Genomic DNA, 19,812 nt, shown 5'->3' on the forward strand with positions numbered 1-19,812 from the left:
GTTACTCGGAGGCCGTGACCCGCATCATTTCCTCGATACTGGTCTCGCCGTCCTTGACGAGTTGCCGCGCACAATCCTGCAGCGACAGCATGCCTTCCTTCTGGGCCTGCTTCATGATGGCCTCCTCGTCGATGTCTTCGCCCGACTCGGCCACCAGGTGGCGGATTTCCTGGGAGAAGTACAGGGTCTCCGAGATCGCGCGGCGGCCCTTGTAGCCCGCCCCGCTGCACTTGGGACATGCCTTCTCCCGTGCCGGCTCCATGATTTCGAGGTTCTCGATCTCGTCATCGGTGAAGCCGAGCCGCTTCATCATGACACTGTCCTTCTTCGCGGCAGGCCGCTTGCAGACCGGGCACAACTTGCGGATCAGACGCTGGGCTACGACCAGATTGATGGCGTATGCCAGCAGGAAAGGCTCGACTCCCATTTTGTACAGTCGGGAGACGGCACTCGGCGCATCGTTGGTGTGCAGTGTCGAGAACGTGAGGTGACCTGTGTTGGCGAGCTTGATGGCGAGATCGGCGGTCGCCTTGTCGCGCATCTCACCGACCATCACGATATCGGGATCGTGGCGCAGGACGGCGCGAATGGCGTCCTCCAGCCCCAGCTTGTGCGAGAGTTTGATCTGCCGGACCCCGTTGATGATGTACTCCACCGGGTCCTCAATCGTGAGCACGTTAACCTCGGGGGAAATCACCTGGTGCAGCGCGGCCACGAGGGTGGTGGACTTACCCGAACCGGTCGGACCGGTCAGAATCACCATGCCGTGCGGCTGGCTGATGGCGTGGTTCACGCTCTCCAGAGCGCTGGGCAACATGCCGAGCTTGGAGAGGTCGGTCAACACCTTCCTGTCGTCCAGCACACGAATGACCACACTCTCTGCCCGAATCTCCTGGTTAGCGGAGGCGATGGGCAGCACGCTGACACGGAAGCGGATCAGCACATCGTCAATCCGGCGCTGAATGAACCCGTCCTGGGCCATTTCACGCTCAAACCGGTCGACGTTGGTTGAGTTGTCCTTCACCACGGCCAGGAAGGCCTCGGCGGCCACCTTCTCGTCCACATGCCACCGTCGCAGACGACCGTCTACGCGGAAATGGATTTCGATGTGGCGCTTGGGATTCGGGAAGACATGGATGTCCGAGGCTCCCTGTCGGACCGCTTCGATAAGCGAGGCCTCGAACAGGTTGATGAGTACGGACCGGCTCATCTCCGCCTCGAGGGCGGTTTCGTCTACCAGCTCGGACTCGTCAGCTTCAAAGTCGGCTCCAAAATCAAACGCCGGCTCGTCGCTCGCCGTCATGCGGTCGAGATACTCGTTCCGCTTCGGGAAAATCTCTGTGATCACCCGGGTGAGCTCGGCTTCCGAAGCGTAGCGCAGCTCGAAGCGACCGACCTTCAGCTGAGCGAGCAGGCGATGCACGTCCGAGCGCGCCGGGTCGTGCGTGACGAACATCAGACGAGCTCCGCCCGTCTCGGCATCAATCGCGTACTCGAACGGAAGAAGATTGAGGCGCAGGAGATCCTCCCGGCGCTCCTCAGCAATCGTCTCCATGATGAGCATCACGAACTCGTGGTCCGGACGCCCTTCCCCGAGTTCCACGCGGGGGAACGCGTACACCTTCGCCGCCATGGAGAAGACGCGTTCTCTGTCTACTCCCGGCACGGCGGCCAGAATGCGCCAGATGGCTTCCTTGCCGCCCTCCTGACCGTATTTGGTCAGGGCCTTTTCCACCTGTTCGATGGAGATGCTGCCCTCCTTGAAAAGGGCTGCCACCACGCGATCCTTTTTGGCGCGGCGATCCAGGAGCGAAATGTCCTGCTCTACGCCCGGTTTCTCCACCGGAACCACGGGTTCGGCAGGCGGCGCGGCAACGGGCTCCGCCGGGGCAGCCTGCTCGCCCTGGGTGTCTCCTTTCTTGGGCCAGGGTCGATTCCGCGCGCGCTCTTCGGCGCTTGCAGAAGCCGCGGGACCGCGGTCAGACCTGGGCGATCCGTCGTCTGGCGCCTCCTGAACCTCGGGCTCACGATGTGTGCGCGGAAGCCGATCAGGGTGTACCTCGTCCAGGTACGCATCGATCGCCGTGGTCGGCATATACCGCAACTCGGTTTCCACCGGAAGCGCGGCCGCGGCCGCGGCTACCCGGCGGGAAACCGGGTCGTCGGTGGCAAGAATGAGGCGATAATCGAGCGTCTCCGGGTTCAGGCCGATCTCTACAGGTATGGCGCCGGCGTCCAGAACAGCATCCAGTGCTTCCGGAGTGACGGTTTCCCGCATGTTCTCGACGAGGTTCTTGACCGGCAGGTCTTCCCTGTCCTCGTACGCTTCATATCCGGACTGCCGGGCGACCTCGGCCAGGAGCACGCCACGGTCCACTTCTTCCACCTCCAGCATCGCCCGCCAGAGCGGTTCGCCGGGGCGGCGGTGCCGCGACGCGTCGTAAACCTGTGCCACCCGGATCACGCCCGCGTGCATCAGCGCCAGCACGATCTCGTCGCTGACGACGCCCGAGGTGGCGGCGTCCGGCTGCGAGGGTGCATCCGGCACCGGTCCTTCCTGCGGGGTTGCATCAGGCTCTTCCTCATGGAAGTTGCGCAGGATGTCTCCCGCGAGTTCCATGCTGTCCTTCACGAGCGTGCGCTCGGTTTCGGTCGGCTCGTCTCTTGGACCGCCCGAATCCTCTTCCATCAGATCGTTGAGCAGGTCGGCCGCCGCCAGCATGGCGTTGTTGGGCTGCTCCACCGGCACGTCGGAGGATACTCCGGTCGGGCCAGGAGCCGGCTCACCTGCGGCGCTGCCCTGCTCCAGGGCCTGCAGGGTGGCCAGGAAGGCGTTCTCGTCAAAACTCTCGGGGTCGAATTCAGCATCGGCCGCCGCATAGAAATCGTCGGCCCCGGGTAGTTCTTCTACGGACTCATCCTGGAAAGCGGCGGCGGCATTCGCGTCGAAGTCGTGACTCGTGCCGTACTCGTCCTCATCCTCCGCCGCGTTGGATGCCCCGATTGGCTCCTGACTGTGCGCGTCAGAATCGGCCGAGCCTTGAGCTGTGTTGCCGTGTGCCGTCTCTGCGGCGCGCGAATCGCCGGTGTAGGCATCGACCAAGGCCTTCAGGGCCTCCTCGTCCTCTGCCTCGGCCCACTCCTGGAGCTCGGCCGCAATCTCGGGGGCCTCCGTTAGCTGGTCCTCCAGCTCGTCCAGGCTGAGTTCGTCAATCTCCTCCGCCAGCGCGTCCCAGAGGTCGGTCAGATCCTCGCCGGTCAGCGGTGCATTCTCCGACTCGTCCACCACCACCTGCGGTTCTTCCCTCGCATCAACGGAAACAGCATCCGGAGATTTCTCCGGATGCCTGTCGCGTTTCCTTTTGAAGTCGAAGAGTCCTAGTCGCATTCCTGGCGGTGGTGATGCGGAGGCGCTTGGGGTGTGATTTCGTCTATCCCATGAAGTCCGTCGAGGACGGCGAGATCATGGCGATCTCAGACGAGATCAGGGTGAGAATCATGATGGCGATGGTGATGAATACGGCCACCGCCGTCTGGATGAGCTCCACCGTCGAACGCAACTTCATGGAGGTCTCGTTTTCGTAGTAGTCCGCCATCTGGCGTGCTGCGTTGCGCACGTTACCAGTCTCTGCACCCGAGCGGAATCGAGCGAGTGCCATGCCCGTGAACACCTGTGAGGCTTCCATGGCCTTCACAAGCTCGGCGCCCTGGGCGACCATCATCGGCACGGTGACCGTTTTGATGCGATGCTCCATGTAGGAGTTGCCGCAGGCCTCGGAGGCCACCTTGATAACGGAAATATTGTCGCCGCTTCCGGAATAGAGTACGGCGAACACCCTGCAGAAAATCTCGATGTTGAGCTTGTGCAGCAGGCTTCCGATCACGGGAATGCGGATGAGGTAACGATGGATGAGAAATTGGCCCCTTTGGGACCGAACAAACAGGAAGCAGGCAAGGAACATGCCGAAGAGCAGTGCCCCCAGCCACATCCAGTTGCCGTCCAGCCATCGTGAAAAGTTGAGCGTTGCCTGCGTCATCGGGGGCAGCGCAATGTTGAAGCCCTCAAACAGTCCGGCGGTCTCGGGGAAGATCCACCAGATGTACCAGATGAAGGCGGCCGTCAGCACCGCGATGGTGAGCGCCGGTGTGGTCATCGCACTCTTGACGCTCTTCTTGAACTCGTCCTGGCGCTCGAGAAAGCGGGCAGTGGCCTCGTAGATCTCAGCCATGTTGCCGGACTTCGAGGCGATGCCGAGCATGTAGGCCGTAAACTTGCCCAGCATGTGCTGGTGCTTCATGAACGCCTGCTGCGCCTCCATGCCGCCTTTCAGGTCCGCATTCAAGTCACGGATGACCTGCTTCAGACTGCGAGACGACACATCGTTGACAAGCAGGTTCAACACCTCGTCAAAGGGCAGTTTTTCCTTGAGCAGGTTCGCCGACAGCCGCACGAACATGATCATGTCCGTATTCGGCGGCTTGCGCTGAAAGTCGAGCAGCTTCTTCTCGACCTTGACCACTTCCAGGCCGAGGTTGCGTAGCGCTGCCGAGATTTCCTCTGCCGAAAACGCTTTCTGCTCCCCCTGCTGCAGCTTCCCGTTGGGGTGCTTGACCTTGTACAGGTAGACGCGTCGCTGCAGGACGTCCTGCTTGCGGAATCCGTGTTTGTCCGCCAGCGCGTCGACCTTTTTCTCTGCGGCGCGCTGTCCCTTGGCGAAGACCGTTCCCTGGACGGGCTGGCCTACGCGACTGATACCGGAAAACCGAAACTCCTTGACGGATGCCATGGCTGCCTACTCGAGCGTGATCGAGCCGTCGAATCGCACGATCGTGGAGTCGATGCTGTAGTTGTTCACGTAGGTCCGCACACCGATGTTGGCGTTGCGCTTGGAGACGCCTGAGATCTCAATCGATGTGGCCGTGGCGTTGGTGATCGCCCAGTTTGCGAGCTCGGTCTCGGTATCCATTGCGAGAGTCGCCAATCCGTTGGAGCCCAGCAGTGAGTAGGACTGGTTGCCACCGGCGAACGGGTCCGACTTGGTTTTCCAGAACACTGCGTTTGAAGCGATAGCGAGATTGCGGCTCATGATGCCGTCCGCTTCGCTCTTCCCAAAGCCGTCTGTAGCGGCCTGGATTCCGGCGATAACGGCAATCCCAACGAGGATGACACCGATTACCAGAAGAAGAAGTTGTTGCTGACCCATGGTTCGGGGCTATGGGTAGATTGCGGGGGTACCTCCTCCGGTATCGCCCCTTTTTGGTGGGCCTAAAGCCCTGTAAAACAGAAACGGCGGCATGCCGTGAGGCATGCCGCCGTTCGTAGTCTCGTGCGACTACTGGTTGCCCGACTTAGGAGCTCGGGTTGACCAGCGTGGTGATGTCGCTCGGCTCCGTGCCCGTTACCGTGACGCGGACCGTGTTGAACGCGGTAGAGCCGTTATAGCCCGTGCCGAGAATCGTCAGGGTCGCGCCGGAGGCGGACATGTCAAAGATGCCATTCAGATTTTCGTACTGATCATCATCGGCTTCGCCCTGCGTGGACGTGTTGTCGCCGACATCATAGCCAAGCTGCAGCAGGGTGAGACCGGTCCAGTTGGTAGCGCTTGCGCCTCCACCAAATGCTGCCGGCTTCAGTTTCCAAGCCTGTGCGTCGCTTGCAATACGAATCGCGTCGTTAACGAGTGCGTCGGCATTCGCCTTTTTCTGGTTCTCAGAAAAGGCCTGGATGCCTACCACCACCGCCAGACCGACGATGACGATACCCAGTACGAGAAGAAGAAGTTGCTGCTGACCCATCGATCAACCTCCGTGGTGTTTTCCTGTTCGGTTTCCTGTGTGATTCAGGCTGCTCCGCGGACTGTATCGGACAGACCCCGGATTGACTTGAGCTATGCTTATGTCAAGATCCCGTGAAGGAACCGCCTGGTCATCTCCACGGACTCACTCTGTTTCGGCTCCTTGGCAGAGCCACTTAAGCGAAGAACCAAACTTGTGCCGAAAAACCGCCTCGCAACCCGGTCAGCGCGGTCGCGTATTAGAGGTGTCAGTACTCTTTTTTTAACCAACTGGTAAGAAATATGACCAAGTGGGAATCCACCGTAGAAGAAGTCAAAGTCAAGGGCAATCAGCTCGTTGACAAGGTCAAGGAACTCATCGAAGAAGGGAACGCCCGTAGCGTCAGCATCCGTAAAGATGGCCGTACGCTGCTTGAATTCCCCCTTTCGGTCGGTGTCGGCGGTGCAGCTGCAGCCGTCATCTTCACCCCGATCCTGGCTGCTGTCGGAGCCCTCGCCGCCCTCGTCACGGATGTCTCCGTGATCGTCGAACGCGAGCCGGAAACCGTGGCCGAAGTCGTCGAGGAGATCGTCGAAGACAAGGCCTGACCGGACCCGAATATTCCTTCGCCCGCGCCCATGACAGGGAAAAACGATTCCGTGGCGGAGGCAATTCATGCCGTGACACATGCTGATGTAGTCGCGGCGGCAGAACGCATCGCAGGCGTCGCTCATCGCACGCCTGTGATGCGTTCTCGTCATTTGGACCAGGAGGTAGGAGCGCGCCTCCACCTGAAGTGCGAGAATCTGCAGCGAACGGGCGCCTTTAAATTCCGAGGCGCCTACAACGCACTGAGTCGGCTGTCGCACGTCGACAGAGCACGAGGCGTGCTCACCTACTCGTCGGGGAACCACGCCCAGGCCGTTGCGCTGGCCGGAAGGCTGACAGGCACCCCGGCGACGATCATCATGCCTGAGGACGCGCCCTCGGTGAAGCTTCGGGCCACCGCAGGCTACGGGGCGGAGATCATCACCTACGACCGCTCACGCGTTACCCGCGAGACCCTTGCTGCCGAACTTTCGCAGGACCGCGGCCTGCCCATCGTGCCCCCCTACGATCATCCGGACATTGTTGCGGGTCAGGGCACTGCAGGACTGGAGCTTATGCGGGCGGTGCCTGACCTGGACGTCCTGCTGGTCTGCTGTGGAGGGGGCGGCCTCCTGTCGGGCTGTGCCCTGGCTGCCAAGGGCATCAACCCTCATGTCAGGGTAGTAGGCGTCGAGCCCGAAAATGCTGACGACGCCACCCGCTCCTTCGCAACAGGGACCCTGCACACCGTGGAGAATCCCGACACCATCGCGGACGGAGCCCGCACTCCGTTTCTGGGAACTGTGACATTCCCGCTGGTGATGCAGCATGTGGACGCGATGGTGACCGTCCCTGACAGCGCTCTCATCGATACCATGCGGTTTGTCTGGGAGCGCATGAAACTGATCATCGAACCTACCGGCGCCCTCGCTCTTGCCGCCGCGAGAACGGGGGCTTACGACGTGCGGGGAGCGCGCGTCGGAGCCATCATCAGTGGTGGCAACGTGGACATCCGCACGGCCGCGACCTGGATGTACGGAAACGGATGACCTCGGGCGTGCTTGCCACACCTGGGCTGGCGGATTATCTGGACAAACTTGTCGCGAGGTATGAGTCGCCGGCGTTCATCAATGCGGACCCGATCTCGGTCCCACTGGCCTTCGACGACCCCCGTGACCAGGAGATCATTGGTCTGTACGCTGCGCTGCTGGCCTGGGGCCGCAGAGAGACCATCCTGAAGAAGATGGCGGAGCTTTGTGCACGCATGGAGTATCGGCCGCACCGGTTTGTGCGCGGATTCGATCCGGCACGCAGCCGGGCCCTGGAAGGTTTTGGGCACCGCACGTTTCGTCCGGACGATGCGGTCTCGCTTACCGCAGCCCTTTCTGTCCTTCTCGACCGATTCGGGTCCATCGAAGGAGCGTTTCAGGCCGGCATGGACGATGAGGACCAGGATGTGGGCCCGGCGATTCAGCACTTCTCGACCGCCGTCATGCAGGCCCGCCCCGACACACCGCCGCGACTGCAGAAGCACCTTGCGCGCCCCGCGGCCGGCAGCGCCTGCAAGCGGCTGTGCATGTATCTGCGCTGGATGGTGCGCACGGGCCCTGTTGACCTGGGAATCTGGACGGGGCTCCGCGCCAGTCAGCTGGTTCTGCCGCTGGACGTGCACTCGGGCAGACAGGCCAGGGCGCTCGGACTGCTCAGCAGACCATCGAACGACTGGAAAGCGGCGATGGAACTGACGGCAACCTGCCGTGCCCTTGACCCCGATGATCCGTGCCGGTACGACTTCGCATTTTTCGGGCCGGGAGCATTCGCGGATCCGCTGGACCCGCGATTCGTGGTGGAGTAGGAGGCAGCGCGCGGGGGCCGCCAGGGTCGCGCCGGGGCGGGACGGGGCGGGACGGGGCCGGGGCCTGCAGGCCCCGCGGACGAACGCTTTACCCCCCACGTGGGATCAAGGGCCAGTATTCCACTTCCCGGGCCGAAACAGACCGCTGCAACGTGGAATCGTACCCCCCAATTCCGAGCCGACGCCCCTGCCGAGCAGGGCGATATGGAATCCAGGTACCAGATCCCACCTGCGTTCAGGACCGCTTACTCTTCGGCGTCTACATCCACGTCGAGGTGGTGGTAGTCGCGATTGAGATACAGCAGCGCGTGGCCGCTCGTCCGGGAAGACAGCTTCTCCACGCGACCTAGAACCAGCGTGTGGTCGCCGGCGGGAAAACTGGCTTCGGGTCGGCACTCAAACCGCACCAGACACTCCTTCAGCATCGGCACGCCGTGTTCGTCCAACACGGCCCCTCCGGCAGTCAGCTGCGCTTCCGCATCCAGGTCAGGATCCGCGAAGACTTCCGAGATACGGTCCTGCCCCTCCATGAGCACATGCACCGCAAAGCGGGTCGAATCCAGGAGGAGGTCATGCACGCGTGCCGAACGCTGCACGTTGAAGCTGACCAACGGCGGCTCAAGCGATACCGTCACGAAACTGCCGATGGTGATGCCACGGGGCTCTGCCCCACCCACCGTAACAACGGTCACCGCAGACGGCACTCGCCGCATGGCGGCGCGGATCGCATCGCCCGTCACTGCGGGGAAGGATGCCGCGCGCGTCACGAAAAAACGTCCTTGACGCGGCTGAAGAACGACTTGCGATCCTCCACAGAGTCGGGGTCGGGAGTGAACGAATCTGACTGACGGAGGGACTCCAGCACCTCCCGCTCGTCGTCAGACATGGATCGAGGCGTCCACACCTGAATGCGCACAATCTGATCTCCGCGTCGCGACGACTCGATGTCGGGTATACCGCGCTCCCGCATGCGGAGCAGCTTGCCGGATTGAACGCCGGCATCGATCTGCAGGCGAGCCCGACCCTTGAGCGTCGGCACCTCGACTTCGGTGCCGAGTGCCGCGTCCGGGAAGGAGAGATAGAGGTCGTAGACCACGTCGAGTCCATCGCGTGAGAAATGCTCATGCGCTACCTCTTCAATCTCAACCCGCAGATCCCCGGATACACCACCGCGGATCCCGGCGTTGCCGGCCCCACGCACGGTCAGGTAGTGGCCCTCCAGGACTCCGGCGGGCACGGAGATTGAAATCGTCTCCTCATCCTTGAGCCGACCTTCGCCGCGACATTCGGCGCAGGGATTTCGAATCACGCGCCCTTCTCCCCGACAGGTCGGGCATGGCTGCACGTTGACAAACTGCCCGAAGACGGAGCGGCTGACCTGGCGGATCTCGCCAGACCCCTGGCACGTCCCGCAGGTGTCATAGCCGTCGGACTCGTCCTCTACTCCCCTTCCTTCGCACGTGTCGCAGAGCCCGAACTTCTTGACCTTGATCTTCTTGTCGACGCCCTCGGCGATTTCTTCGAGGGTGAGCGGCAGCTTGATCCGCAGATCGCTGCCCGGCCGCCCACGTCGACGCTGACGGCGGCCTCCGCGGGCTCCCCCGCCGAAAACCTCGTCGAAGATGCTGCCGCCTCCGCCAAAGATGTCGGAAAACGCGCTGAAGATGTCGTTGATGTCCTGGAAACCCGCTCCACCCGCGGCGCCGCCGTTGCCACGCACGCCGGCATGGCCGAACCGGTCGTAGCGCTGCCGCTTCTCGGGACTGGAGAGCACCTCGTAGGCCTCCGCCGCCTCCTTGAATCGATTCTCGGCCTCCTCGTCGCCAGGATTGCGATCCGGATGGTACTTCAGGGCCAGCTTGCGATAGGCTTTCTTCAGGTCGTCCGCGGAAGCGGAACGGTCCACGCCCAGTATTTCGTAGTAGTCGCGCATGTCAGGCTGTCACCACCACCCGCGCGTGGCGGATGACGCGATCTCCCATGCGGTACCCGGCCTGAATCTCGCCGACCACATGCCCCGGCTCCTGGCCGTCCGATACCGGCTGGGACATGAGTGCCTCGTGCTCGGCCTCATCAAAGGGTTTTCCTACCGCATCGATCTGCTCGACACCCAGCTTCGCCAGTTCGCCGAGCAGCTTGCCGTAGACCATGGCAACGCCGGTATGCAGCGACTTGAAGGCTGCCTCGTCCACCTCACCGTTCTCCACCTGTCCGGCAGCATCCAGCGTGCGGCGGAAGTCGTCCAGCACGTCGAGCAGTTGCGTGACCACGTCCTGCCGGCCGTAGTCTGCCATCTGCACTTTCTCCTGCTCCGTGCGTCGGCGGTAGTTCTGGAACTCCGCGGCCTGTCGCATCACCTGATCGCGCAGGGTGCCGAGTTCCTCTTCCTGTCGCGCAAGACGGGCCTCGAGGGACTCTTCCTCGGTAGCAGCGCCGTCCATGGCGTTCTCTATTTCCTTATCCAGTTCTTCCATGTGTTGCATTCGTTGAGCCGCCTAGACGGCAGGCGCGTCGTCATCCGGAGACCAGGACAGCAGCGCCGCCATCCCCTCTACCAGCGATATGACGCGGGCGTAGTCCATTCGGGTGGGGCCAATCACACCAATCGTGCCACGCATGTTGTGCCGCTGATAGGGCGCCGTGACCACAGAGTATCGTGTTGCCGATTCGGCATCGGCCGTTGAAAAGTTCTCACTGCCGATGCGCACACGGGCGGACCCGACGCTTCCCGCATCAGCATCCGTTCCATTGAGCAGTCCCAGCACGGCGGTCTCGTCATCTACCAACTTGATCAGATCCCGCAACTCGTCCGGTTGCTGGAATTCCGGCTGCGCGAGGATCTGCTCGGTTCCGCCTACCTCGACCCGGCGATCCGCAGGCGGCTCGCTGAACAGCATCGAACTCGAATCCATGAGCAGCTGCACAATGCCTGTGTCCTCCTGCTGGAGGTCTCGCACACGCTCGCGACACGACTTGCGGATTTCCTCAAGGGTCAATCCCGCCAGGCGTTCGTTCAGCAGTTGAACCACCCGGTCCAGGGCCTGACGCGACAGATCCGACTCGATATGCAGAATGATGGTGCGAATCAGGCCTCCGCGCACGCTGATCACGAACATCGCACGGCTTGAGGAGAGCGGCACGACTTCGAGCCGTTCGAGGATGCCCGTCGACAGCCTCGGACTGATTGCCACACCCAGCAGGTTGGCAAACTGGCCCAGCAGCCGCGAACTCTCCCGAACCAGCCGTTCGGTATCGGTGACCGATTCGTTGAGCTGGCTTCGAAGCACCGTCTTCTCCTCCTCGGAGAGGCTGATCTGCTCCATCAACTCGTCCACATACGCGCGATAGCCCCGGTCAGTCGGGACCCGGCCCGCGGACGTGTAGGGATGATCCAGAAAGCCGCGAGCTTCCAGGTCACTGAGCGTATTGCGAATCGAAGCCGGACTCAGCCCAAGCTGATACTGCGTGGACAGGAATCGCGAACCTACCGGTCCAGCCGTGCTGATAAAGCTCTGCACGACCAGCCGCAGGATGCTGCGATCCCGCTCGCTGAGCCCGTAAATGCGATTCTCTGATGCTGACGCGCGATCCATTGCCGGCATGGCGATTGTAGCCGCTTTCGTACAGGATCCTGCTGGTCGGGTTTCACTCACGGAGCGGCCCGGAGTATTGAAATAGGCCGAAAAAAGACCACGCCGAACCCCCGAAAGGGTCCGGCGTGGCTCCGCGCGTTCGGATTGAGGGTCCGTTATTGAACGCGCTGGATATGGCTCTCGCGCTTGAAGCTGACGTCGGCACCGTCGCGCGACCAGGTCCACTGGTCCTCCTGCCGGTATGGTTCCGTGGAAAGCGTGCGCGGCGCGCGACTTCCGTAGGCACCGTAGTACCAGTCGTAGTCGTCCACGGCAGCAGAAATCGCGTCCACGCCGTAGTCCCACAGCCAGCCCTCGTCCGACGGCAAGAGGGAGATCGGCACATGCGCCTGAGACCTGTGCGGCTTGAAGAGGCGGGAGTTCTTCTTGGTCGTCACCTTGTGACGCCGCAGGTCCACGCGTCCCACACGGTACCCGTCATCGTAGTGATAGTCGTCCAGCACGTACCCGTCGTACGCGTGGGTCGAGAGGACCTCAAACCCCGAGTAGGTGTCACCCAGGATGAAGATCTCCCGGTCGAAGTACACTTCGCCATTCCGATAGACGGTAGCCGTCATCTCGCTCAGGCGCGCCGGCAGCCGGTCCACATAGCCGAGGTAGCGACCGTTTTGGTACAGATCGAAACGTTCGATTTCGATGTCGATCTCGGCATAGTCGTCGTTCGCGTAGACCAGATTGTGGCTGTACACGGTCTCGACTTCCACCTGGGCACGGGACGGTCTGCCCCGAACCACGGTTTCCACATAGACCACCTGCCGGTACCGGTAACGCGGGGCCCAGTGGCGCTGATAGCGCACCACCCACGGCCAGTCGATGTGCACGTAGATGTTCGGGCGATGGACTCTCAGCAGACGCGGCGTGTGGTAGCGGATGCGCGGGTAGTGCGGCCGTCTGTAGACCCAGCGTCGACTGGGAGCAATCAGGCGTCGGCCGTTGCGGTGCTTGAGCTTGGAGCGCCGCCCGTCGATGCGCACACCGTGCCGGTAGTCGGCCCCGTGGCGAGGCCGGCGGCTCTCGATGCGGCCGCCATAACCTGATCCGCCCCGGCGATTGTTGTTCAACCTGCCGTCTCCGCGGCGCCGATCGTCGTCCCCGCGGCGGGTGCCCTGGCCGCGGCGGTCGTCGTCGTTCCCGCGGCGCGTGCCCTGGCCGCGGGCGTCGCCGCGCCCACGGTTGCGATCCACGGCCGTCCCGCCGGTGCCTCGATTGGGGGTTGCCCGCGTGCGGTCGTCGCGACGTGGCACCGTGGCACCACGAGAGCCACGCTCCTGCGGCGTGCTGCGCGTACGACTGTCCCGCTGCGGCGTGCTGCGCGTACGACTGTCCCGCTGCGGTGCGCTGCGCGTACGACTGTCCCGCTGCGGGGTGCTGCGCGTACGGCTATCCCGCTGCGGGGTGCTGCGCGTACGGCTATCCCGCTGCGGCGTGCTGCGCGTACGGCTGTCCCGCTGCGGCGCGCTGCGCGTGCGGCTGTCCCGCTTGGGCGCGCTGCGCGTGCGGCTGTCCCGCTTGGGTGCGCTGCGCGTACGACTGTCCCGCTGCGGTGTGCTGCGCGTGCGGCTGTCCCGCTTGGGCGCGCTACGCGTGCGGGCGCTGCTGCGCCGCTCGACGCGAGGTTTGGATTTCCCGGTGCGCTGCTCGCGCTTCTCGACCTTGGAGCCCCGTGAGCTCGTTGTTCCAGCCCGCTGCGCCACCGCATCGCCCGCCGTGGCGAGCATGAGGATCAGCGCCAGGACGAACCCGAACGCGGGTCTCGCTGCGTGTACCATCTTCGTCATGCTGACTTCTCCTTGTTGTCCGTAGCGGACCCTCGGCAAGTCGACAAGACAAACCTGTGCCATGACGGGCGATCGCGCCTGAGGCGCGCTGAGCGCACATCGCCCCCTCCGGCCTGTCCATCATCCTGGACAGGCGCGGCCAGTCCCTCGGGCGACCTCGACGCCGCCGCCCGGTCAGACTGGCGTGCCCCAGACCATGACGCCCCCGATGTGGCCGGTCCACGCCACCAGCAGCGCGGCGACCAGCGCCAACAGTGCCATCGAAATCCTTACTGGACGCGGCGTACCTGCACGATGCGGCCAGAGGCGATCCCCCAACAGGAAGGTGAGCAGCAACACCGCCAGGGCGACTGATACCAGCACGGTCCAGTCCGCCGCGGACTCGTGCAACTCGACAAAACGCTCCACCATCGGGGCGCCTTCCGAGTGCTCTGCCATTTTCTCCCCCGTGCGCTCGGCGAACACCGCCGCCGTCGCGCCCAGGACGGCAAGCGCCGCAGCCCCTCGCAGAGTGCTCTGGCGATCATTCCAGGCCCACACCGCCACGACCAGCGCCGCAACAATCAGCAGCGCAATCGGGAAATGCACGGCAAGCGGATGCAACACCTCGATCTGGTACTCGAATACCTCGTCCATCAATTGGATACTGTTCGGCTGCTGGGCGTATCAGCCCCTTTGATCGCATCACCCCCCCACCCTTGTTCCCTCCATGCGCTTCTTCTCGACGCTGCTGGCCAGCTTCCTCGGCACACTGATCGGCCTGGGGCTTCTTGTCTTTTTCGGGCTCATTTTTGTTTTCGCGCTGGCCTCCTCGGCTGAACAGGCCCCTTCCGTCCGACCCGGCACGGTGGTCGTCGCCGAGCTGTCCGGCCTGGTGCCCGAGCGGGTCTCGGGCGATCCCGTCGCCCAGGCCTTTGGAGGCGAACCTGCCCTTGGGCTGCACGACCTCACGCGAGCCTTGCGAATGGCCGCAGCCGATGACCGCGTCGATGGGCTCTGGCTGCAGTTCGGCGATGTTCAGGCATCCTGGGCGGACCTCCAGACGCTCCGCCGCGAGATCCAGGCCGTGAGGTCCGCGGGCAAGCGTGTGATTGCCTCGTCTGACCTCTACTACATGAGTGAGGACGAGCTTTTCCTTGCCTCGGCCGCAGACTCGGTTCTCCTTGACCCCGAGTCCATGTTCGAGTTCAACGGCTTTGCGCTCCAGGTGGCGTTCTTCGCCGACCTGTTTGATGACCTCGGTATCAACCCGCAGACGGTCCAGGCCGGTCGCTTCAAGAGCGCCAACGAGCCTTTCACTCGCAGAGACCTCTCCGAAGAAAACCGGGAGCAGCTCGCAGCGATGGCGCAGGACATTCACGCCACGTTCGTGTCCGCCATCGCCGAAGGACGAGGCCTCTCGGAAGCTGACGTGGACGGACTACTCCAGGAAGGCACCATCATGACGGCTCGCCAGGCGCTTGATGCCGGCCTGATCGACGGGCTGGCCTTCCCGCCCCAAATGGCTGAGGCCTTTGGGGAAGACCCTCGTCGCATCAGCATGAAACGCTACGCGCGCTCTTCGGCCACGGCCGCCGGTATTCCGGCCGGCAGAGACGGCGTCGTGGCTGTCGTGCACGCGCAGGGAACCATCATGCCCGGTGGAGACGGCGGGCTGGCCGGAGGCGGTGCTGCGATGATCGGCTCGGAGACCTTTGCCGCCGCAATGACGCAGGCCCGGGAGGACGATGACGTCGACGCCGTGGTTGTGCGCATCAATTCTCCCGGTGGATTTGCCCCCGCAGCGGACGCGATGCGACACGCCATCGAGCGCACGCTCGAGGAAAAGCCTGTCGTGGTTTCCATGGGCAGCCTCGCGGCCTCCGGCGGCTACTGGATGGCTGCTCCCGCGGATACCATCGTGGCCGAGCCGCTCACCATCACAGGCTCGATCGGAGTGTTCAGCCTGTTCCTGGATGTCTCCGGGCTGCTGGAGGATCGGCTGGGCATTACGATCGACGAGGTCAAGACGGCCCCCGGCGCTGACATGATGTCCGGCGTTCGCCCTCTCCGACCGGCAGAGCGGGAGGCGTTGCAGGCGTCGACGGACCAGACGTATCAGCGGTTTCTCGAGGTGGTCTCTGAAGGCCGCGGCATGACGACCGCCGAAGTCGATGCTGTCGGCCAGGGACGCGTCTGGACCGGGATGGACGCGCAGGAACTGGGTCTTGTCGATGTGCTGGGCGGCCTTGAGACGGCGCTCGATCTGGCAGCCGAACGGGCCAGCCTCGGCGCAGGCACGTACCGCGTGATGGAGCTGCCACGGCAGAAGACCTTTGTCGAACGGCTGAGCGCATCCATGGAGGCCCGCATTCAGGGTCCAAACGTGACGAGCGTACTGCCGCAGCCACTGCGATCAGTCGTTGAGGCCCTTCAGGCGGTAGCAAGCACGCCGTCCCGCGGCGTGCAGGCGCGTCTGCCCTTCGAACTGCTGCTCCGCTAGATGAGGACCTCACCGGTCATTTCCGCCGGCTGATCTTCGCCGAGAAGGGCCAGGATCGTCGGGGCCACATCGCCCAGTTTTCCGTGCCGTATGGGCCCGGTAACCCCCGGCTTGATGATCAGATGCGGCACCGGCACCGTGGTGTGCGCCGTGTGCGGGGATCCGTCGGGGTTCTGCATGCGGTCCGCGTTTCCGTGGTCCGCGATGATGCTGACCCCGTAGCCATTGGCAAGCGCAGCTTCGACGACCACCCGAGTCCCGGCGTCGACAGCTTCGACGGCCTTGACCGCAGCCTCAAATACGCCTGTGTGACCGACCATGTCCGGATTGGCGAAATTCAGGATGGCCAGATTCGGCCCATGCTCCCGCAGCGCCTCAGCTACGCGCTCAGCCAGTTCCGGAGCGCTCATTTCGGGCTGCATGTCGTAGGTGGCCACTTTGGGCGAAGGCACCAAGACGCGTGCTTCCCGCTCGAACGGAGCCTCCTGACCGCCGCTGAAGAAATACGTGACGTGTGGGTATTTCTCTGTTTCCGCGGCCCTCAGCTGGCTGCCACCGCGCTCCTCGATGACCTGCCCAAGCGTTCGTGTGAGGTTCACTTTGGGGAAGGCGATGGGGAAATCGAATTCCGCATCGTACGGGGTAAAGGTGCTGAGATTGATATCGAGCAGCCGGCGGTCGAAGCCCTCGAAGTCCGCGTCGGCAAGCGCCCGACACAGCTGGCGCGCCCGGTCTGCCCGGAAGTTATAGAACACGATCTCATCGCCGTCCTGAATCCGGGCACCGCCCTCGAGAGCGACCGGCTTTACGAACTCATCGGTGACGCCATCCTTGTAGCTGGCTTCAAGTGCCTCGGCGGCCTCGCTTGCGGAGGCACCCTCACCGTGCACGAGCAGGTCGTAGGCCAGCTTGGTGCGCTCCCACCGGTTGTCGCGATCCATGGCGTAGTACCGGCCGATTACACTGGCGATGCGGCCGACGCCGACCTCGGCCATGGATGCCTCGAGCAAGCGCACATACGCAGCCCCTCCCTGGGGATCGGTGTCGCGACCGTCAGTAAAGGCGTGGATCCAGACCTGATCCTCGGCCAATCCCTGGGACGCAGCGAGTCTGAGGAGCGCCACCAGGTGATTGATGTGGGAATGCACGCCGCCGTCGGAAAACAGGCCAAGGAGGTGCAGCCGCGTTCCGTTTTCCTTTGCGCGTCGGGCCGCAGCAACAAGCACCTCGTTCTCCCCAAACTCCCCGTCTGAAATCGCCTTGTCGATGCGGGTGATGTCCTGGTACACCACGCGACCCGCTCCCAGATTCATGTGACCGACTTCGGAGTTGCCCATCTGCCCCTCCGGCAGTCCCACTGCCAGACCGGACGCGTCCAGCGTACCGTGCGGACAAGTCGCAAAGAGGTGATCCAGGTACGGTTTTTCCGCCGCGTGGATGGCGCTCACGTCAGGATTTTCGGCGATCCCGTAGCCATCCAGGATAATGAGAATGTGGCGCTGATCAGGCCGCATGGGTTCTGTCGTCGGGCCGACCATACGCCATGTCTCCGATGCGGGCATCGAACACGCGGCGCAGGGTGCGGCCGGTCTTGGTGTCGAATAGATTGAAGCTGCCGCAGCGCGGACAGGATTCCTGCCGCACGCCGGATCGGTCCTCGCGCGGCACGGTGTGGTCCACGTAGTGGCCGCGTGTACCGCACCAATACCGTGCACGACTGGTGTTCAGTTCCGTCCGGGGCTCGGGCAGGCGTTGCAGCGCCTGCCACTGTGGGCACAGGTCGGCCAACACGCAGGTACCGCACTTCGGCGACCGTGCGGTGCAGGTATACCGGCCGTGCAGGATAAACAGGTGGTGGGCCTCCGAAAGGTCCTCGCGGGGCACGATGCGCCGCAGATCTGCCTCGACCGCGTCCGGGGTGTGAGACGCACGACGCACGAGCCCCAGCCGATGCGCCACCCGGAAAACATGGGTGTCGACGGCCATGGCACTGGCCCCGAAGGCCGCACCGGCTACGACCAGGGCTGTTTTCCGACCTGCGCCAGGTAACTTTTGCAGTTCGGCCACCGTGCTCGGAATTTCACCGGCGAAGTCAGCCACCACCATGCGCGCCATGCCCGCGAGGTGCCGTGACTTGTTGTTCGGAAACGTGATGGACTGAATGAACGGGAAGATGTCGGCCGGAGCGGCCTTTGACAGCGCCTGCACGTCGGGATACTGCTCAAACAGAGCCGGAGTAACCAGGTTGACGCGCTCGTCGGTGCACTGGGCAGACAAAATGACGGCGACCAGCAACTCGTAGGGATCACGATGCTCCAGTTCAGTCACCGGTTCGTCAATCACTTCCCGAAGGCGTTGTATGATGGCCGATGCGGCGCGGGCGCGTGCCAACAGGCTTCGTCGGAATTTCTGAACGGGTTGTTGTTTGCCGCGTTTTCTTGCGCTGCGACGGCCGAAGTATAGTCTGCCCTGCGAACCGCTTCGTTGAACTTCTTCCAATGATCCGTTCGATTCTCCCCCTCCTCGCTGCCCTGCTGGTCGCGCTGCCGGCCTCGGCACAGCTGCCGGACACACTGACCAGCTCCGGCAGGATCTATGTGCTGACCACCCTGCCCGGTGACCAGGTGCACAGCCGATATGGGCATACCGCCATCCGGGTGTTCGACCGCAGGCAGGGTATGGACGTGGTGTTCAATTTCGGCACGTTTGATTTCCAGCAGTCTGGATTCATATGGCGCTTTGCGCACGGCGAATTGGACTACATGCTGGATTTCGGGTCGATGCGGCGTGCCGCACAGAATGCCAACCTTGAGGAGCGCACGCTGCGTCAACAATTGCTCGACATCAACCGCGAGCACCGCGACGCCATCTATGCGGCCCTGCTGGAGAATGCACGGCCCGAGAACGCCACCTACCGGTACGATTTTCTGTTCGACAACTGCGCAACCAGGCCCCGGGACGTGATTGCCGAGGCCATGGGAGACGCCCTGAAGTGGGATTCCACAACGGTACTGGGCCAGACGTTTCGGCAGCTGCTTGACCCCTATCACGCCGACGCTCCCGAACTGGATCTGGGCACGGACCTCGTGATGGGCGCGGAAATCGATCGCGTGGCGACGTTCGCCGAAGAGGCGTTTCTGCCGCTGCGATTCGAGGAAATGCTGGCCGCCGCCAGTGTCGACGATCAGTACGGCCTGAGGCCCCTGGTGCTTGTCGCGGACACGGTCATCTGGTCACCGCGACCGGCTTTTCCCGAAAAGGCGTTCCCCTGGCCACTTGTGCTCGGCATTGTTGTCGCGGTGGGCGGACTGTGGGCCTCCTTCCGCAGAAAGTCGATGCGGATCGGTGCCGGTGATCGCTGGCTGCTCGCCGCGCTGGGTGTGCTGGGCCTCTTCCTGCTCTACATGGGCACGATGACTGCGCACCAGGTCACCGAGAGCAACTTCAACATGTTGTGGGCCGTGCCGGCGCACATCGTCGCAGCGGTTGTGCTCCATCGCCTCTCGAACAGACTTGCAGCCGGATATCTGCTACTCTCCGCAGCACTTGCTGCGCTATCCCTGACCGGCGGCTTCCTCCTGCCACAGCCGCTGCCTGAAGCCCTGGTTCCGATTGTCATCGCGCTGACGACGCACTGGGCCCGACTCGGCTTCAGCCTCCGGCAGGCAGACTAGCGGCAGG

General features: G+C 63.3%; 17 protein-coding genes. 5 read left to right on the plus strand and 12 right to left on the minus strand.

Annotated elements, in window-relative coordinates:
• Position 1: 1 nt before the first annotated feature.
• The 4 genes from JJ896_13825 to JJ896_13840 form a co-directional block, all read right to left on the minus strand.
• Positions 2–3,388: a type II/IV secretion system protein gene (locus JJ896_13825; GenBank protein ID MBO6780728.1), complete on the minus strand. Its 3,387-nt coding sequence runs from the start codon at positions 3,386–3,388 to the stop codon at positions 2–4.
• Between the two features lie 43 nt (positions 3,389–3,431).
• Positions 3,432–4,787 carry a type II secretion system F family protein gene (locus JJ896_13830; GenBank protein MBO6780729.1) on the minus strand — a complete coding sequence of 452 codons (1,356 nt, stop codon included), beginning with the start codon at positions 4,785–4,787 and terminating at the stop codon, positions 3,432–3,434.
• Between the two features lie 6 nt (positions 4,788–4,793).
• Positions 4,794–5,204, minus strand: a complete 411-nt coding sequence (locus tag JJ896_13835; protein MBO6780730.1) for a hypothetical protein — start codon at positions 5,202–5,204, stop codon at positions 4,794–4,796.
• A gap of 145 nt (positions 5,205–5,349) precedes the next feature.
• Complete coding sequence (locus tag JJ896_13840; protein ID MBO6780731.1) at positions 5,350–5,796, minus strand: hypothetical protein; 447 nt, start codon at positions 5,794–5,796, stop codon at positions 5,350–5,352.
• Between the two features lie 281 nt (positions 5,797–6,077).
• Here JJ896_13840 and JJ896_13845 point away from each other — a divergent pair, with 281 nt between their 5' ends.
• The 3 genes from JJ896_13845 to JJ896_13855 are packed head-to-tail and all read left to right on the plus strand — an operon-like array spanning position 6,078 to position 8,218.
• The gene (locus tag JJ896_13845; protein MBO6780732.1) at positions 6,078–6,383 is read left to right on the plus strand and encodes a DUF4342 domain-containing protein; all 306 of its coding nucleotides are present in this window, start codon (positions 6,078–6,080) and stop codon (positions 6,381–6,383) included.
• Positions 6,384–6,413: 30 nt separating this feature from the next.
• On the plus strand, positions 6,414–7,412 hold the full coding sequence (locus JJ896_13850) for a threo-3-hydroxy-L-aspartate ammonia-lyase (protein MBO6780733.1): 999 nt from the start codon (positions 6,414–6,416) through the stop codon (positions 7,410–7,412).
• Positions 7,409–8,218 carry a TIGR02757 family protein gene (locus JJ896_13855; protein ID MBO6780734.1) on the plus strand — a complete coding sequence of 270 codons (810 nt, stop codon included), beginning with the start codon at positions 7,409–7,411 and terminating at the stop codon, positions 8,216–8,218. Before JJ896_13850 ends, JJ896_13855 begins: the two co-directional genes overlap by 4 nt.
• A 245-nt stretch (positions 8,219–8,463) precedes the next feature.
• Here the strand turns inward: JJ896_13855 and JJ896_13860 are convergent, their stop codons facing one another.
• The 6 genes from JJ896_13860 to JJ896_13885 form a co-directional block, all read right to left on the minus strand.
• Positions 8,464–8,985: a flavin reductase family protein gene (locus JJ896_13860; GenBank protein MBO6780735.1), complete on the minus strand. Its 522-nt coding sequence runs from the start codon at positions 8,983–8,985 to the stop codon at positions 8,464–8,466.
• Positions 8,982–10,151 (minus strand): molecular chaperone DnaJ, encoded by a 1,170-nt coding sequence (dnaJ, locus tag JJ896_13865; GenBank protein MBO6780736.1) that lies wholly within the window; start codon positions 10,149–10,151, stop codon positions 8,982–8,984. The genes JJ896_13860 and dnaJ overlap by 4 nt, the downstream gene beginning before the upstream one ends.
• Before the next feature lies 1 nt (position 10,152).
• Positions 10,153–10,692, minus strand: a complete 540-nt coding sequence (locus tag JJ896_13870; protein MBO6780737.1) for a nucleotide exchange factor GrpE — start codon at positions 10,690–10,692, stop codon at positions 10,153–10,155.
• A 21-nt stretch (positions 10,693–10,713) separates the two neighbouring features.
• Positions 10,714–11,811 carry a heat-inducible transcription repressor HrcA gene (hrcA, locus tag JJ896_13875; GenBank protein ID MBO6780738.1) on the minus strand — a complete coding sequence of 366 codons (1,098 nt, stop codon included), beginning with the start codon at positions 11,809–11,811 and terminating at the stop codon, positions 10,714–10,716.
• A 155-nt stretch (positions 11,812–11,966) separates the two neighbouring features.
• A complete protein-coding gene (locus JJ896_13880; protein ID MBO6780739.1) occupies positions 11,967–13,649 on the minus strand; it encodes a hypothetical protein in 1,683 nt (560 codons plus the stop codon).
• Between the two features lie 174 nt (positions 13,650–13,823).
• Positions 13,824–14,285, minus strand: a complete 462-nt coding sequence (locus JJ896_13885; GenBank protein ID MBO6780740.1) for a hypothetical protein — start codon at positions 14,283–14,285, stop codon at positions 13,824–13,826.
• A gap of 73 nt (positions 14,286–14,358) precedes the next feature.
• Between JJ896_13885 and sppA the strand changes: the two genes are divergently transcribed.
• Positions 14,359–16,131 carry a signal peptide peptidase SppA gene (gene sppA, locus JJ896_13890; GenBank protein MBO6780741.1) on the plus strand — a complete coding sequence of 591 codons (1,773 nt, stop codon included), beginning with the start codon at positions 14,359–14,361 and terminating at the stop codon, positions 16,129–16,131.
• Here sppA and JJ896_13895 read toward each other — a convergent pair.
• The gene (locus JJ896_13895) at positions 16,128–17,645 is read right to left on the minus strand and encodes a 2,3-bisphosphoglycerate-independent phosphoglycerate mutase (protein MBO6780742.1); all 1,518 of its coding nucleotides are present in this window, start codon (positions 17,643–17,645) and stop codon (positions 16,128–16,130) included. The two genes, sppA and JJ896_13895, sit on opposite strands and share 4 nt — an antisense overlap.
• Positions 17,635–18,522, minus strand: a complete 888-nt coding sequence (gene nth / locus JJ896_13900; GenBank protein MBO6780743.1) for an endonuclease III — start codon at positions 18,520–18,522, stop codon at positions 17,635–17,637. Before nth ends, JJ896_13895 begins: the two co-directional genes overlap by 11 nt.
• A gap of 107 nt (positions 18,523–18,629) precedes the next feature.
• On the opposite strand from nth, the gene JJ896_13905 reads away from it, so the two are divergent.
• Complete coding sequence (locus JJ896_13905; GenBank protein MBO6780744.1) at positions 18,630–19,805, plus strand: DUF4105 domain-containing protein; 1,176 nt, start codon at positions 18,630–18,632, stop codon at positions 19,803–19,805.
• Positions 19,806–19,812 lie beyond the last annotated feature (7 nt).

The organism is Rhodothermales bacterium (assembly GCA_017643395.1).
Taxonomy (GTDB): Bacteria; Bacteroidota; Rhodothermia; order Rhodothermales; family UBA10348; genus JABDJZ01.

Coding starts and splice junctions, on each gene's coding strand:
- JJ896_13825 (MBO6780728.1), bottom strand. CDS start 3,388: ATGCGACTAGGACTCTTCGACTTCAAAAGGAAACGCGACAGGCATCCG.
- JJ896_13830 (MBO6780729.1), bottom strand. CDS start 4,787: ATGGCATCCGTCAAGGAGTTTCGGTTTTCCGGTATCAGTCGCGTAGGC.
- JJ896_13835 (MBO6780730.1), bottom strand. CDS start 5,204: ATGGGTCAGCAACAACTTCTTCTTCTGGTAATCGGTGTCATCCTCGTT.
- JJ896_13840 (MBO6780731.1), bottom strand. CDS start 5,796: ATGGGTCAGCAGCAACTTCTTCTTCTCGTACTGGGTATCGTCATCGTC.
- JJ896_13845 (MBO6780732.1), top strand. CDS start 6,078: ATGACCAAGTGGGAATCCACCGTAGAAGAAGTCAAAGTCAAGGGCAAT.
- JJ896_13850 (MBO6780733.1), top strand. CDS start 6,414: ATGACAGGGAAAAACGATTCCGTGGCGGAGGCAATTCATGCCGTGACA.
- JJ896_13855 (MBO6780734.1), top strand. CDS start 7,409: ATGACCTCGGGCGTGCTTGCCACACCTGGGCTGGCGGATTATCTGGAC.
- dnaJ (MBO6780736.1), bottom strand. CDS start 10,151: ATGCGCGACTACTACGAAATACTGGGCGTGGACCGTTCCGCTTCCGCG.
- JJ896_13870 (MBO6780737.1), bottom strand. CDS start 10,692: ATGGAAGAACTGGATAAGGAAATAGAGAACGCCATGGACGGCGCTGCT.
- hrcA (MBO6780738.1), bottom strand. CDS start 11,811: ATGGATCGCGCGTCAGCATCAGAGAATCGCATTTACGGGCTCAGCGAG.
- JJ896_13880 (MBO6780739.1), bottom strand. CDS start 13,649: ATGACGAAGATGGTACACGCAGCGAGACCCGCGTTCGGGTTCGTCCTG.
- JJ896_13885 (MBO6780740.1), bottom strand. CDS start 14,285: ATGGACGAGGTATTCGAGTACCAGATCGAGGTGTTGCATCCGCTTGCC.
- sppA (MBO6780741.1), top strand. CDS start 14,359: ATGCGCTTCTTCTCGACGCTGCTGGCCAGCTTCCTCGGCACACTGATC.
- JJ896_13895 (MBO6780742.1), bottom strand. CDS start 17,645: ATGCGGCCTGATCAGCGCCACATTCTCATTATCCTGGATGGCTACGGG.
- JJ896_13905 (MBO6780744.1), top strand. CDS start 18,630: ATGATCCGTTCGATTCTCCCCCTCCTCGCTGCCCTGCTGGTCGCGCTG.